The sequence below is a fragment of the Sphingomonas kyeonggiensis genome, from assembly GCF_014196745.1.
GTDB classification, from domain to species: Bacteria; Pseudomonadota; Alphaproteobacteria; order Sphingomonadales; family Sphingomonadaceae; genus Sphingomonas; species Sphingomonas kyeonggiensis.
On sequence record NZ_JACIEH010000003.1, the window covers coordinates 802579 to 816856 of the forward strand.

General features: G+C 67.8%; 16 protein-coding genes. 4 read left to right on the top strand and 12 right to left on the bottom strand.

Annotated features, from left to right (window positions below; genetic code table 11):
* The first annotated feature begins 69 nt into the window (after nt 1-69).
* The gene (locus GGR46_RS19030) at nt 70-354 is read left to right on the top strand and encodes a UrcA family protein (protein ID WP_183999576.1); all 285 of its coding nucleotides are present in this window, start codon (nt 70-72) and stop codon (nt 352-354) included.
* A gap of 47 nt (nt 355-401) precedes the next feature.
* Here the strand turns inward: GGR46_RS19030 and GGR46_RS19035 are convergent, their stop codons facing one another.
* The 4 genes from GGR46_RS19035 to GGR46_RS19050 all read right to left on the bottom strand — a co-directional run bounded on the left by GGR46_RS19035 (nt 402) and on the right by GGR46_RS19050 (nt 3866).
* Entirely contained in the window at nt 402-1511 is a 1110-nt protein-coding gene (locus GGR46_RS19035; RefSeq protein ID WP_221262853.1) for an aminotransferase class V-fold PLP-dependent enzyme, read from the bottom strand.
* Entirely contained in the window at nt 1508-2272 is a 765-nt protein-coding gene (locus tag GGR46_RS19040; protein ID WP_183999578.1) for a tryptophan 2,3-dioxygenase, read from the bottom strand. The genes GGR46_RS19035 and GGR46_RS19040 overlap by 4 nt, the downstream gene beginning before the upstream one ends.
* A 110-nt stretch (nt 2273-2382) precedes the next feature.
* Nucleotides 2383-3201, bottom strand: coding sequence for a 2,3,4,5-tetrahydropyridine-2,6-dicarboxylate N-succinyltransferase (gene dapD / locus GGR46_RS19045; protein WP_183999579.1), 819 nt, complete (start codon nt 3199-3201; stop codon nt 2383-2385).
* On the bottom strand, nt 3198-3866 hold the full coding sequence (locus GGR46_RS19050; protein WP_183999580.1) for a pyrimidine 5'-nucleotidase: 669 nt from the start codon (nt 3864-3866) through the stop codon (nt 3198-3200). The genes dapD and GGR46_RS19050 overlap by 4 nt, the downstream gene beginning before the upstream one ends.
* A gap of 197 nt (nt 3867-4063) precedes the next feature.
* Here GGR46_RS19050 and GGR46_RS19055 point away from each other — a divergent pair, with 197 nt between their 5' ends.
* Nucleotides 4064-5053: an LLM class flavin-dependent oxidoreductase gene (locus GGR46_RS19055; protein ID WP_183999581.1), complete on the top strand. Its 990-nt coding sequence runs from the start codon at nt 4064-4066 to the stop codon at nt 5051-5053.
* Nucleotides 5054-5080: 27 nt separating this feature from the next.
* On the opposite strand, the gene GGR46_RS19060 is transcribed toward GGR46_RS19055, so the two are convergent.
* The 4 genes from GGR46_RS19060 to GGR46_RS19075 form a co-directional block, all read right to left on the bottom strand.
* Nucleotides 5081-5548, bottom strand: coding sequence for a hypothetical protein (locus GGR46_RS19060; RefSeq protein WP_183999582.1), 468 nt, complete (start codon nt 5546-5548; stop codon nt 5081-5083).
* A 221-nt stretch (nt 5549-5769) separates the two neighbouring features.
* Nucleotides 5770-7215, bottom strand: a complete 1446-nt coding sequence (locus GGR46_RS19065) for a sensor histidine kinase (protein ID WP_183999583.1) — start codon at nt 7213-7215, stop codon at nt 5770-5772.
* A gap of 4 nt (nt 7216-7219) precedes the next feature.
* Nucleotides 7220-7888 (bottom strand): response regulator transcription factor, encoded by a 669-nt coding sequence (locus tag GGR46_RS19070; protein ID WP_183999584.1) that lies wholly within the window; start codon nt 7886-7888, stop codon nt 7220-7222.
* A gap of 20 nt (nt 7889-7908) precedes the next feature.
* Nucleotides 7909-8220: a hypothetical protein gene (locus tag GGR46_RS19075; protein ID WP_246426218.1), complete on the bottom strand. Its 312-nt coding sequence runs from the start codon at nt 8218-8220 to the stop codon at nt 7909-7911.
* Nucleotides 8221-8378: 158 nt separating this feature from the next.
* Between GGR46_RS19075 and GGR46_RS19080 the strand changes: the two genes are divergently transcribed.
* Entirely contained in the window at nt 8379-10157 is a 1779-nt protein-coding gene (locus tag GGR46_RS19080; protein WP_183999586.1) for an ABC-F family ATP-binding cassette domain-containing protein, read from the top strand.
* A 94-nt stretch (nt 10158-10251) separates the two neighbouring features.
* Here the strand turns inward: GGR46_RS19080 and GGR46_RS19085 are convergent, their stop codons facing one another.
* The 4 genes from GGR46_RS19085 to GGR46_RS19100 form a co-directional block, all read right to left on the bottom strand.
* The gene (locus GGR46_RS19085) at nt 10252-11268 is read right to left on the bottom strand and encodes a sensor histidine kinase (protein WP_183999587.1); all 1017 of its coding nucleotides are present in this window, start codon (nt 11266-11268) and stop codon (nt 10252-10254) included.
* Nucleotides 11269-11404: 136 nt separating this feature from the next.
* Nucleotides 11405-11755, bottom strand: coding sequence for a DUF3060 domain-containing protein (locus tag GGR46_RS19090; RefSeq protein ID WP_183999588.1), 351 nt, complete (start codon nt 11753-11755; stop codon nt 11405-11407).
* Nucleotides 11756-11821: 66 nt separating this feature from the next.
* Entirely contained in the window at nt 11822-12634 is an 813-nt protein-coding gene (locus tag GGR46_RS19095; RefSeq protein ID WP_183999589.1) for an ATP-binding protein, read from the bottom strand.
* A 73-nt stretch (nt 12635-12707) separates the two neighbouring features.
* Nucleotides 12708-13448 carry an SDR family NAD(P)-dependent oxidoreductase gene (locus tag GGR46_RS19100; RefSeq protein ID WP_183999590.1) on the bottom strand — a complete coding sequence of 247 codons (741 nt, stop codon included), beginning with the start codon at nt 13446-13448 and terminating at the stop codon, nt 12708-12710.
* Nucleotides 13449-13534: 86 nt separating this feature from the next.
* Between GGR46_RS19100 and GGR46_RS19105 the strand changes: the two genes are divergently transcribed.
* Nucleotides 13535-14167, top strand: coding sequence for a TetR/AcrR family transcriptional regulator (locus GGR46_RS19105; protein WP_183999591.1), 633 nt, complete (start codon nt 13535-13537; stop codon nt 14165-14167).
* Nucleotides 14168-14278: the final 111 nt, after the last annotated feature.

The following is a 14278-nucleotide window of genomic DNA, read 5'->3' on the forward strand; positions in this document are numbered from 1 at the left end:
GGCTCCTCATCCTCCCGGTCGGGCGGCGCCCCGGCGATGCTTCGGGGGTCACAGGAAAGGAGTGTTCCCATGTATAAGCTCATCGCCGCTTTCGCCGTCGCCGGCCTGTTCGCCACCCCCGCGCTGGCCGCCCCCCAGTCCGGGCGCACCGCCACGGTTCGCCATGCCGATCTCGACCTGAGCAGCGCGACCGGGCGTGCCACGCTCGACCGAAGGCTCGCCTCGGCGACCGAGCAGGTGTGCGGCTCCTATGCCGGGGCGGACCAGGACGAGGCCATGGCGATCCAGCGCTGCCGTACTGCGGTCGCGCGCGACGTCAGTCGCCAGCTGGCGGTACGACTCGCCCGCCGCTGACCTCCCTCACGGCCGGGCGCGACGCGCATTGCGCGCCCGGCCGCTTTTTAGCGGAGCCAGGAAAGCGCCTCGATCAGCCGCGTCACGTCGCGCGCGTCCTGGTAGAGGCCGAAGCCGATGCGCAGCACGTCGCCGCGGACATCGGTGATCACATCCTCCGCTTCGAGCTCGGCCTTCCAGCGCTGGGCATGTGGCGATCGGAGCGCGAGGAAGCGCGCAGGGCTGCCCGGGTTGAGCAGCTCGGCCTCGATCGGTAGGCCGACCAGCAGCTGCGTGCGCAGGCCATCGACATGCGCGGCGATCTTTGCGGTGCTCAGGCCTTCCTCGCGCAGCATGTCGCGCACCGCGACGAAGCGGTAGATGCCCGAGGGATCGAAGGTCGCGCCGAGGAAGCGGCGGGCGTCCGGCGCATAGCCGATGCTGCCGGGCGGCAGCGCCAGGTCCTCGAATTCGGCATACCAGCCGGTGATCTCGGGCCGCAGGCCATATCCCGGGGGCGCGTGGAGAACGGCGCAGCCTTCGCCGGCCATCGCGTATTTATAGCCCCCGGCGAGGTAGAAGACCCGGTCCGCCACCGCCGACAGATCGACTTCCATCGCCATGAAGGCATGATAGCCGTCGATCACGACCCAGGGGCCTTCGGGCTTCGCGAGCGCCGCAAGCTCCGCGACCTGGTCGAAGACATGGCCGGTACGGAACTGCACCTGGCTGACGAAGATCAGGTCGTGATCGCCGGCCTTCGCCCGCTCGACGATCTGCTCCAGCGGGACGCGCTCGACGGTCGCGCTGCCCGCTTCCTCCCAGCGCATCGACTGGCGGCGGAAGCTGTGGAACTCGCCATCGCTCGCCAGGATGCGCAGCGGGCGCTTCGGCAGGGCCGAGGCGATGCGCAGCAGCAATTCGTGGGTGTTCGGCGCGAACACTACCGTGTCGGGGTCGGGCAGCTTCAGCTCGGCGGCGACGTGGCTCTGGGCCGCGGGCCAGATCTCGCCCATCACCCGTTCCCATTTCCGGTCGGCGAGGCGCACCCCGTCCTCCCAGGCGGCGATCTGGCCGACATAGGAGGCATCGGGCCACAAATGGTGCGAATGCGCCGCGAAGTGCAGCCGGTCGGGTGCCGCCGCGAGCGCGCGCTGGAAGAGGTGCTTGTAGCTCAAAGCTGCGTCCTGAGCGTCCACAGCTCGGGAAAGGCGCGCTTGGCCAGCGTCGATTCGAGATAGGGCACGCCGGGGGTGCCGCCGGTGCCGGGCTTCATCCCGATCACACGGCTGACGGTGATCACGTGCTTGTGCCGCCAGGTGGCGAGTGCGTCGTCGATGTCGACCAGCTTCTCGGCGAGCTGGTACAGCTCCCACCAGCGCGTGGTGTCGCGATAGACTTCGGCCCAGGCGTCTTCGACCGCCTTGCTCGGCACATAGGGCTGGGACCAGTCGCGCTCCAGCGCCTCGGCCGGCAATGCGAAGCCGGCGCGGGCGAGCGCGGCATTGGCCTCGTCCCACAGGCTCGGCAGGGCCGACACTTCGGTGGTCAGCGGCCCCGGCACGCCGCCGCCGCGCAGCCCCAGCATCGTCTCGACCGCCCGGAACTGGTCCGACTGGAAGCCCGAGCTCGATCCCAGCACTTCGCGGAAGCGGGTATAGTCGCTCGGCGTCATCGTCGCGAGCACGTCCCAGCTCAGCGTCATCACCGCCTGGATGCGGCTCACCCGGGCGAGCGACTTGTACGCCTCCACCGGCTTGTCGGCGCGGACCAGCTCGAGCGCGGCGCGCAGCTCGGCGATCATCTGCTTGAGCCACAGTTCCTTGGTCTGGTGGATGATGATGAACAGCAGCTCGTCATGCCGGTCAGATAGCGGATGCTGGGCGGCGAGCAGCTGGTCGAGCGCGAGATAGCGCCCATAGGTCATGGCTTCGGTCATGACCCGTCCCTACGCCATCTCGCCGCCCGGATGAAAGCGGTAACGCAGGATACTATTTCGCGCCTCTCCGTCATCCCGGCTTTCGCCGGGATGACGATTTGGTCTTTGGATCAGTCGCGCAGCAGCTCGTTGATCCCGGTCTTCGAACGGGTCTGCGCGTCCACCGTCTTCACGATCACCGCGCAGTAGAGACCCGGCTTGCCGGCCTCGCCCGGGATCGTGCCCGGCACCACCACCGAATAGGGCGGGACATGGCCGCGATGCACTTCGCCGGTCGCGCGGTCGATGATCTTGGTCGAGGCACCGAGATAGACGCCCATCGACAGCACCGCGCCTTCGCCGACGCGCACGCCCTCGGCCACTTCGGCACGCGCGCCGATGAAGGCGCCGTCGCCGATGATGACCGGATCGGCCTGGAGCGGCTCGAGCACGCCGCCGATGCCGACGCCGCCCGACAAGTGCACGTTCTTGCCGATCTGCGCGCAGCTGCCGACGGTCGCCCAGCCATCGACCATCGAGCCTTCACCGACATAGGCGCCGATATTGACGAAGCTCGGCATCAGCACCGCGCCCTTGGCGATGTGCGCGCCGTGGCGGACGATCGAGCCGGGGACGGCGCGGAAGCCGGCCTGGCGGAACGCGTCCTCGCCCCAATTGGCGAACTTCGACGGCACCTTGTCGAACCAATTGGCGCCGCCCGGACCCTGCATCACGACATTGTCATTGAGGCGGAACGAGAGCAGCACCGCCTTCTTGAGCCACTGGTTGACCTGCCAGCCGCCCTCGACGGGTTCGGCGACGCGGGCTTCACCGCGATCGAGCAGGTTCAGCGCTTCGGCCACCGCTTCGCGGACCGCACCTTCGGTGGAGAAGCCGAGGTTCGCGCGGTCTTCCCAGGCGGCGTCGATGGTCGTCTGCAGGTCGGTCATTCGGAAGTCTCCAGGATGCTGTGGAGCCAGGCTCCGAGGTCGGTGACGGTATAGTCGATGAAGCTGCGATCCATGTCCGGCGCCTGCTCGGAGCCGTTGTCGATCCACACCGTGGTCATGCCGATCGCCTTGGCGGGCGCGAGGTTGCGCGCCATGTCCTCGACGAACAGGCTGGCATGCGGATCGAGGTCGTACGCCTCGCACAGCCCCTGATAGGCCTGGGGATCCGGCTTGGGGCGATACTGGGTGGCGTGGACGTCGTGGATCGCCTCGAAGGTGGCGCCAAGGCCGAGCTTGTCGAGCACCTTGCTCGCGTAGGGCGCGTCGCCATTGGTGAATACCAGCTTGCGGCCCGGCAGCTTCGCCAGCGCCTCGACAAGGGCCTCGTTCACTTCGAGCACGCTCATGTCGACGTCATGGACATCGGCCAGATAGTGATGGGGATCGGTGCCATGCTCGGCCATCAGCCCGGCCAGCGTCGTGCCGTGCGCGTGGAAATAGCCCTTCTGCACCTTGTGCGCCGCTTCGGGATCGAGGTTCAGCAGGTTCTGGACATATTGTCCGATCCGCATGTCGATCATCGCGAACAGGTTCGCGCTCACCGGGTAGAGCGTGTTGTCCAGATCGAAGATCCAGTTGCGGACGTGCGACAGGGCAGGGTTCATGGCGGCGCGGTTAGGCCGACGCGGCGCGGCTATCAAGCAACTGTTTCTTGTCCAACGCCCCCAATCCACCGCGCGCCCATCGTCATCCCGGCTTTCGCCGGAATGACGGATATGTGCCGGGATGACGGGTAAATGGTTTGGGGGTGACGACCAAAACTTTATGGCAGAGCCGCCGCACGCTCCCCATCTGCGCCTCCATGACCGCTTACTCGCTGCTCGACCTCGTCCCCATCATCCAGGGCGGGACCGCTTCTCAGGCTCTCGCCAACGCCGCCGATCTGGCCAGCCATGTCGAGGGACTCGGCTATACCCGCTACTGGGTGGCCGAGCATCACGGCATGGAAGGAATCGCCAGCGCCGCCACGGCAGTGGTGATCGCGCATGTCGGCCGGGCGACCTCGACGATCCGGGTCGGCGCTGGCGGGATCATGCTGCCCAATCATTCTCCGCTCCAGGTGGCCGAGCAGTTCGGCACCCTGGATGCGCTGTTTCCCGGCCGCGTGGACCTTGGTCTCGGCCGTGCACCGGGTTCGGACCAGCGCGTCTCCGCCGCGATCCGTCGCGGGCTCGACAGCGACGGCAACGAATTCCCCCGGGATGTGCAGGAGCTGCAGAGCTACTTCGCCGATGACGGCCGTACCGGCATCCGCGCCACGCCGGGGGCGGGCGCGAAAGTCGATCTCTGGATCCTCGGATCGAGCCTGTTCGGCGCGCAGCTCGCGGCGATGCTGGGGCTCCCCTATGCCTTTGCCTCGCATTTCGCGCCGGGGCTGCTCGACGAGGCGATCGACATGTATCGCCGCAATTTCCGCCCCTCAGACGTGCTCGGCAAGCCGCACCTGATGCTCGGCTTCAACGTGTTCGCCGCCGACACCGACGCTGAGGCCGAGCTGCTCGCCAGCTCGCAGCAACAGGCGTTCGTCGCGATCCGCACCACCGGCAAGGGCATCCAGTTGCCGCCGCCGGTTCCCGGCTATCGCGCGAGCCTGGGCGGGCACGGCAATGCGATGCTCGATCAGGTGCTGTCGGCCAGCGCGATCGGCGGGCCCGAGAAGATCCGCCAGCAGCTTGCCGCCTTCATCCAGCGCACCGGCGCCGACGAGCTGATGCTGACCAGCGCGATGTTCGATCACGATGCGCGGAAGAAGAGCCTGTCGATCGCCGCGGAGGCGATGCGCGGGCTCTGACCTCGCAGGCTTCGCGCAGTCGGATGCTCAGGCTTTGGTGTCGATCACCCAGCCGGTCGCCGAGCTGCCGTTGCTGCTCGTCCCCGAATTGCTGCCATAGGTGATGGCGCCTGACGCCGCGGCGTTGCGCAGCTTGTCGAGGAACGCCGCCATCGCGTCGAGCTGGCGCGTCGCCGCTTCGCTGATCGGCCTGGTCGGCGAAGCGCTGGCCTGCGCCTCGCTCTTGGCCGGCGTTTCGCCGCCGATACGCTGCGCGAAGAAGCTCCGCAGCTCGTTCGCCTGCGCATCGCTCAGCGCGCCGCTCTCGGCCTGATTGTCGATCAGCCGGTCGAGCTTGGCCTGCATATCCTCGGGTTCGCCGGGATCGGCCGACAGCGCGGCATCGCCTGCCTCCGGCTGCGCAGCCGCGCCGCGAGTTTCCAGTTCCACGGGCGCGAACGCCGCATCGATCGGCGCGCGCTCGGGATGCTGCGGGATCGCGGAAATGGAAGTCATGTCGGTGCCTTTGTTGCTGCAATCCCGAGAAGCATTTTAGCATGACTCTGCTAAAATATTGTAAAGGATGCGCAATCATTCGGCTGCGGGGTTTGGGCGGCGCTGGCCCCAGAACCAGCGCCGCCACGCGACCCGACGGACATAAGAGGGCAATCCGCGAGTTCGCCGGCGCTTCTGCGTCCGGCATGTCGCACCAGAATTTCAGTTTGTTGCCGGTCCGGTCAGCTGGCGGCGGGCAGGCGCAGCCGGACGAGCAGCCCGCCCAGATCCTCGCTTTCCTCGAGGCTGACGGTGCCGTCATAGATCTCGGCGACGTCGCGCACGATCGCCAGGCCCAGGCCGGTGCCCGGCTTGCCGCTGTCGAGCCGCACGCCGCGATCGAAGATGCGGATGCGATCGGCCTCGGGGATGCCGCGGCCATCGTCCTCGACCAGCACTTCGACGAACCCGGCCTGCACGCCGGCGGTGATGAACACGCTGCCGCCGCCGTACTTGGCGGCATTCTCGACCAGGTTGCCGAGCAGATCGTCCAGGTCCTGCCGCTCGATATGCGCGACCAGGTCCTTCTGCCCGTCGATGTCGATGCGGACATTGGGATAGAGCCGCGCGACCGCGCGCTCGACGGCCTCGATCGACGGCCAGACCTCGGCCCGGCTGTGCGCCGAGCCGCGGCGGCCGACGGCGCGGGCGCGGGCGAGGTGATGGTCGATCTGGCGACGCATCGTCCGCGCCTCGCGGATCACTGCCTGGGCGAGATCGGGCTGGCCTGCGGCGGCGGCATTCATGATCACGCTCAGCGGCGTCTTGAGCGCATGGGCGAGGTTGCCGGCATGGCGCCGCGCTTCCTCCGCCTGGCGGTCATTGTGCTCGACCAGCGCGTTCAGCTCCTCGACCATCGGCGCCACTTCGGCGGGCATTGCGCCTTCCACCCGGGTCGACTGGCCAGCACGCAGCCGGGCGATCTCCTGGCGGACGCGGCGCAGCGGCAGCAGGCCGTACCAGGTCTGCAGCGCGACCATGATGATCAGCCCCAGACCGAGCAGCACGAAGCTGCGCACCAGCGTGCGGCGCAGCGTGGCGATCTGCGCGTCGAGCGTCGCGCGGCTCTGTGCCACCTGGAAGCGCCAGCGCACCGTCGATCCCGGCAGTGTCGCGTCGCGCTCGGCGATGCGCAGCAGCTGGCCGGGCAGCTGGCGGCTGTCATAGACATGGACGTTGGTGTCGTTGTGCTGCTGGTCGTCCATCAGCCGCTGGTCCCAGAGCGAGCGCGACGGGAACGCCTCGTGCCCCTTGCCGCTGATCTGCCAATAGGCACCCGAGTTATATTCGAGGAAGCGCTGGTCGGCGAGCTCGCGGTTGAGCATCACCTCGCCATTCTGGTCGAGCTCGGCGGAGAAGATCATCGCCTTGAGCAGATAGTCGAGCTGCTCGTCGAAATTCTTGGTGACGGTGCTGACCAGCACGCGGTCCAGCGCCACGCCGCCGCCGATCAGCAGGATCATGATCCAGGCGGTGGCGACGAGCAGCATGCGCCGGCTCACCGATCCGGTCGAGCGGGTATAATGGCGCGGCTGGGGCTCGCCGGGCGCTACCGGCTCCGGCTCGCTCAGCGAACGGCCGAACAGGCGATGGCGCAGCTCGCCTAGTCTCTGGGCGAGCTTCGACATGGGCTCAGGCGTCGGCCGGCTCTTCCAGGCTGTAGCCCAGGCCGCGGATGGTGGTGATCACGTCTGCGCCCAGCTTCTTGCGGATGCGCGTGACGAAGACTTCGATCGTGTTCGAATCGCGATCGAAATCCTGGTCGTAGATATGCTCGATCAGCTCGGTGCGGCTCACCACCTTGCCCTTGTGGTGGAGCAGGTAGGAGAGGAGCTTGTACTCCTGCGCGGTGAGCTTCACCGGCTCGCCGGCCTTGGTGACCTTGCCCGAGCGGGTGTCGAGGCGGATGTCGCCGGCGATCAGCTCGGCGGACGCATTGCCCGAGGCGCGGCGAATCAGCGCGCGCAGGCGGGCGATCAGCTCCTCGGTCTGGAACGGCTTGGCGACATAGTCGTCGGCGCCGGCATCGAGGCCCGCCACCTTGTCCGACCAGCTGTCGCGCGCGGTCAGCACCAGCACCGGGGTGGTCTTGCCTTCCTTGCGCCAGCGATCGAGCACGGTCAGTCCGTCGATCTCGGGCAGGCCGAGGTCGAGGATGATCGCGTCATATTGCTCGTTGGAGCCGAGATAGAGGCCCTCCTCGCCATCGGTGGCAAGGTCCACCGCATAGCCCGCGCCTTCGAGCGCGTTGCGGAGCTGCTGCCCCAGAGTCGGCTCATCCTCGACGATCAGAAGTCGCATGTGTTTCCCTTCGCCAGCCTCTAGCTGCCCGATTTGCGGACGATGTTGCCACTGCGGGCATCCACGTCCACCCAGATCACCGATCCATTGCGCAGGAACTTCAGCGTGTAAACTTCCGACGCGGGATCATAGTCGAAACCGAGATATTGGGCACCCGGCAGGCGCGGCACCACGCGGCGCTCGATCTCGCGGACCGAGAGCGGCGGTGCGGCCTGGCGCCGGGGGGCGCGGGCGTCCGAATCCTGATGCGGATCGGGCTGCGCAGCCGCAGCCCCGACCGGCACGAATGCCGCCGCACAGGCGCAAAGGATGGGCGTCACCAACATCTTCATGCGAGATGGCATAGGGTCCAAGCATTGAATAGCCCCTGAACGCGCTCTTCAGCCGGCTGTAACTTGCCGGACACCTTCCCACCCCCTAGTTGGAGCCCAATTCGACGGCGCCGGCCCGCACCCCCACCCGGCCACTGCCGCAACCGATCAAAGGTCCCATGGCTGCTCCTGTTCTCGCATTTGAAAATCTCGGTCTCGTCCAGGGCCATGGCTGGCTGTTCCGCGGGCTCAACCTCTACATCGGCGAGCGCGACCGGCTCGCGCTGATCGGCCGCAACGGCGCGGGCAAGACCACCTTGCTCAAGCTGATCGCCGGCACGATCGAAGCCGATGAGGGCCGCCGCACCATCGTGCCGGGCACGCATGTCGTCATCCTCGAGCAGGAGCCGCGCATGGAGGGCTGCGCGACCTTGCTCGACTATGTCCTGTCCGGCAGCGACGCCCCGCCCCGGCACGAGGCAGAGGCGATCGCAGACCAGCTCGGCATCGACCTCAGCCGTGAGGCTAGGACCGCCTCGGGCGGCGAGCGTCGCCGTGCCGCGATCGCCCGCGCGCTGGCGCAGAATCCCGACGTGCTGCTGCTCGACGAGCCGACCAACCATCTCGACCTCGCCGCGATCGAATGGCTGGAAGACTGGCTCAGCCGCTTCACCGGCGCGTTCATCGTGATCAGCCACGACCGTACCTTCCTCACCCGCCTGACCCGCCAGACGCTGTGGCTCGATCGCGGCGCCATCCGGCGGGCGGAAGTCGGTTTCGGCGGGTTCGAGGCCTGGACCGACCAGGTCTATGCCGAGGAGGAGCGCAACGCCCAGCGGCTCGACGCCAAGCTCAAGATCGAGGAGCATTGGCTCCAGCGCGGTGTCACCGGCCGGCGCCGGCGCAACCAGGGCCGCCTCGAGAAGCTCAAGGAAATGCGCGCCACCCGCGCCGCGATGATGGGGCCGCAGGGCAGTGCCAAGCTGGTCACCGCCGCAGACGACAGCAACACCAAGGTGGTGATCGACGTGAAGCACGTCACCAAGCGCTTTGGGGATCGCACGATCATCAAGGACCTCACCTTCCGGGTCACCAAGGGCGACCGGATCGGCATCGTCGGCGCGAACGGCGCGGGCAAGTCGACCCTGCTCAAGCTGCTCACCGGCGAGATCCAGCCCGACGAAGGCACGGTCAAGCTGTCGAACACGCTGAACGGCGTGATCATCGACCAGCAGCGCAGCCTGATGGACCCGGCCAAGACGGTGCGCGACGTGCTGGCCGATGGCGGCGACTGGATCGACGTGCTCGGCGTGCGCAAGCACGTCCATGGCTATCTGAAGGAGTTCCTGTTCGATCCGAGCATCGCGGAAGCCAAGATCGGCACGCTTTCGGGCGGCGAGCGCTCGCGCCTGCTGCTGGCGCGCGAGTTCGCCCGCCATTCGAACCTGCTGGTGCTCGACGAGCCGACCAACGATCTCGACCTCGAGACGCTCGACCTGCTCCAGGAAGTGATCGCGGACTATGAAGGCACGGTGCTGATCGTCAGCCACGACCGCGACTTCCTCGATCGCACCGTGACGGTGACGCTCGGGCTCGATGGATCGGGCACGGTCGATGTGGTGGTCGGCGGCTATGCCGATTGGGAGGCCAAGCGCCGGCCCAAGGCCGATGCGAAGAAGGCCGCCCCCAAGGCTGCGCCGGCGGCCGAGGCGCCGAAGAAGGCGACCAAGCTCAGCTACAAGGATCAGCGCGACTACGACCTGCTGCCCAAGCGGATCGAGGAGATCGAGGTGCAGATCGCGAAGGACGAGGCGGCGATGGCCGATCCGGACCTCTATGCGAAGAACCCGGGCAAATTCGCTTCGCTGAGCGACGGCATCACCAGGCTGCGCGACGAAAAGGACGCTGCCGAGATGCGCTGGCTGGAACTGGCCGAGATGGTCGAGGCGCTGGGCTGAGATTGAAATCCCGTCATCCCGGCGAAAGCCGGGATCTCAGGCGAAGGCGCGGGAAAAGAGCCGCACGAGACCCCGGCTTTCGCCGGGATGACGACTACGCCTCCAGCACCACCGTCACCTTGGTCCCCTCGTCCCCGGTCTCGACGCTCGCCTTGCCCCGGGCCTGGCGGACGAAGCCGTCGATCAGCTTCTGCCCCAGCCCGCCATCCTTCCGCGCCTTGGGTATCTCGGGCATGCCGACCCCGTCGTCGCGCACCACCAGCGTCCAGCCCGATGACGCCGCTTCGAAGCGCACTTCGATCCGCCCGCTTTCGCGTCCGGCAAAGGCGTGCTTGGCGGCGTTGGTCACCAGCTCGTTGACGATCAGCCCGATCGAGACGGCGCGGTCGCGCGGGATCGCGCCATGGTCGCAGAAACAGTCGAGCGTGATCGCCCCGCGCAGGAACAGCGCCTCGGCCAGCGCCGCGCACAGCTCCTCCAGATAGGTCGCCATGTCCACTTCGCCCCGCGATGCCGCCCCGCCGCGATAGAGGTGCCGGTGGGCACGGGCGATACTCTCGACCCGGCTGAGGGCCGAGGACAGCGCCTCCGCGGTCTCGCCGTCCTTCGCGCGCCGGCGCTGCATGTCGAGCAGCGCGGCGACCAGGGTGAAGTTGTTCTTCACCCGGTGGTCGAACTCCTCGAGGAACAGGTCGCGCTCGGCCAGCTCCCGGTCGCGCTCGGCCGTCGCGCGCCGCACTGCGCGGCGGAACAGCTCGGCAATCACCAGCACCGCGACATAGTTGATCGTGGCGAGCACCAGCCGGGCACCATCGTCGGCCGTCTTGAGCAGGAAGCTGTGCTGGGTCGGCAGCACGAAATACCAGTTGTAGAGCAACGTCAGCACGCAGGTGACCAGGCCGGCCTGCCACCTGCCGAACAGCGTCGCGACCAGGATCGCCGGGAAGCCGAGCGCGAACGGCCCCGCGGCCGGCGCGAAGCTGTCGATCACCGCGCGCAACGCGATGGTGAGCCCGGTGATCAGCAGCGCGAAGACGAGCTGCACGATCCAGGTGCCGCGGCCACTCGGCGACAGCCGGTCCGCAAGGTCGGTTTCCCCCAAACGCCCCATGGGACGAGAGTGAGCCGCGACGGAGGGGTGCCTGTCAAGCATCCGGACCGGTCTCTTAACCTCGATTAGTTCGATTTGGGCGATTCAGCCGGATATTCCTGCCAAATCAACCGCATGTTGGTCGGTTTCGGCGGCGTCAGGGCTGGCGTGAGACCCGGTTGCCGGCGCCGGTGACGCTCAGCTTCGGCCTGGCCTTGCCCGGAGCGCTCCAGCGAATCTCGTTGTCGGCCCCCTCGACGCGGATCGCCGACTGGGCATCGAGGGCGATGGTGATCCTGTTGCTCGCGCCGGCCACGCTCAGGCTCTTGCAGGGGCCGTGGATGACCAGCGTGTTGTCGGCTCCTTCGACCTGGACGCTGCCGCCGTCGCAATGGATCTCGGAAGTCTCCCCGGCGCCGCTGAACTCGGTCTGGGCCTGGGCGGGAATCGCCCAGCCGGCCGCGATCGGCGCCAGGATCATCAGGGTGAGCTTCCGAACGTCGCGCATCGGCATTCCTTCATTGTTACGCAGTCGCAAGGAGACGCGCCGAAGGAAATCCGGTTCCGCGGCCGGTCAGAGATTTCGACCGGACCGTCCCGCCAGGTCGACGACATATTGCCAGGCCACCCGGCCGGAGCGGCTGCCGCGCCGCGTAGCCCAGCCGATCGCATCGACCGGATCGAAGCTCAGGCCATGCGCCTCGGCATAGCCGCGGACGATGTCGACATAGGTGTCCTGGTCGACGACGTGGAAACCCAGGCTGAGCCCGAACCGGTCTGCCAGCGCCAGGCCGTCGTCCGCCGAATCGCGCGGATTGATCGCGCTCGCCTGCTCGGCGATGTCGCGGGTGACGAGGTGGCGGCGGTTCGAGGTGACGAGCAGCCGGGCATTGTTCGGCCGCGCCTCGGCCCCACCCTGGAGCAGCGAGCGCAGCGCCCGGGCGTCGCCGACGCCGTCAAAGCCGAGATCGTCGAGGAAGATGGCGAAGGGCCGGTCGGTGGTGCCGAGCAGGTTGAACAGCTCGGGCAGGGTCGAAAGCTCGGTGGTCACCGCCTCGACCAGCGCGAGCCGGCCGCCCCGGGCCTGAACCGCGGCGACCGCGCTCTTCACCAGCGCGGACTTGCCGGTGCCGCGCGCGCCCCACAGCAGCACGTCCTGCGCGGCATGGCCCTCGGAGAGGCGGGTGAGGTTGGCGACCAGCGCCTCGCGCTGGGCATCCACCCCGCGCAGGATCTCGATCGGCAGCGGATCGAACACCCGCGCCGGCGCCAGCCCGTGCCCGCGCCACACATAGGCGGGATGCGCCTCCAGGTCGGCAGGCGGGGGCGGCGGCGGTGCGAGCCGGTCGAGTGCGTCGGCGATGCGGGCGAGGATTTCTTCGTTCATGGGGGTGGCTATAGCGAGGCGCTATCGCCGGCTCACCCCCAGTTTCGCTATCAGCGCCCTTGGGTGCCGCTTGTCAGGCGTTCAGGCCGCCATCGACCGTGACCACCGATCCGGTGACGAAGCGCGCCGCCGGGCTGGCGAGGAAGGCGACCACCGCCGCCACGTCCTCCGGCTTGCCGTAATGGCCGAGCGCGGTGTGGGCGCGCAGCGTGTCGGCGAAATCGCCGTCGGCGGGGTTCATGTCGGTGTCGATCGGGCCGGGCTGGACCAGGTTGGCGGTGACGCCGGCCGGCCCCACGTCGCGGGCCAGGCCGCGGTTGAAGGCAAGCAACGCCGACTTGGTCATCGAGTAGAGCGTCGAGCCGGCGAAGGGCACGCGCTCGGCCAGGCACGATCCGATGGTGATGATGCGCCCGCCTTCCTTGAGGTGCGGGATCGCCGCGCCCGAGGCGATCACCGCCGAACGGACATTGACGTTCAGGAGCGCGTCGATCTCCTCGAGGTTGAGGTCGGCGACCTGGCTGTACCGGGCGATGCCGGCATTGTTGACCAGGATATCGAGCCCGCCCAGCGCCTCGACCGTTTCCGCCACCGAGCGTTTCACCGCCTCGGGATCGGCGCTGTCGGCCTGGATGGCGATGGCGCGGCGGCCCTTGGCTTCGATCGCCCGCACCAGTTCGGCGGCGCGCTCGGCCGAACGCTCATAGGTGATAGCGACGTCGGCGCCCTTGTCCGCCAGCGCCAGCGCGATGCCGGCCCCGATACCGCGCGAAGCACCCGTCACCAGTGCCCGTTTGCCCAGAAGCTCGCTCATGATCTTATCCCATATTTGTGTAGTGATCGATACACAATTAGCTAGGAAGCTTGTTTGGGAGCGTCAAGGGAATTATGTAACGATCGATGCAGAATTCTATAAGCCACGGAAAAGCAAGGGCACGGGGTCGCCCGCGGGCGTTCGATCGCGAAGCGGCGCTGGCCCGCGCGACGCGCCTGTTCTGGGAAAAGGGCTATGCCGCCACGTCGATCGCAGACCTCACCGAGGCGATGGAGATCGGCGCGCCCAGCCTCTACGCCGCCTTCGGCTCGAAGGAGGCGCTCTATGTCGAGGCGCTCGGCCATTATCGCGACACGACCGAGGATTTCGTCTGGGCCAACTTCCTCGCGGCCTCCACGGCGCGGGAAGCGGCGCGGGCGCTGCTGATGGATTCGGCGGCGGCGCTGACCGGCTGCCTCGCCGACATGCCTACCGGCTGCATGGTCACGCTCTCCGCGGTCGGCAGCGAAGGCAATGCGGAGCTCGGCGCGCTGGTTCGCTCGGCCCGCGGCGTGGGTTTCGAGCGCCTGCGTGATCGGTTGGAGCGGGGCAGGGACGAAGGCGAGATACCGGCAAGCGTCGACCTCGATGCGCTCGCCCGCTTCGTGCAGACCATCCAGAACGGCATGTCGATCCTCGCCCGCGACGGGGTCGGCCGGGCCGAGCTCGAAGGCGTGGCCGAAGTCGCGATGCTGGGCTGGGACGCGCGGACCCGGTAGCTATCTCCCCAAGGGGTAGAGAGGGAAGAAGCCCGCCGCTTGCAATGTAGGATTTCGCCTGCTCCATGCTGGTGGATGCAGGCCGCTTTCACTTCCGCCCTCGATCACCCG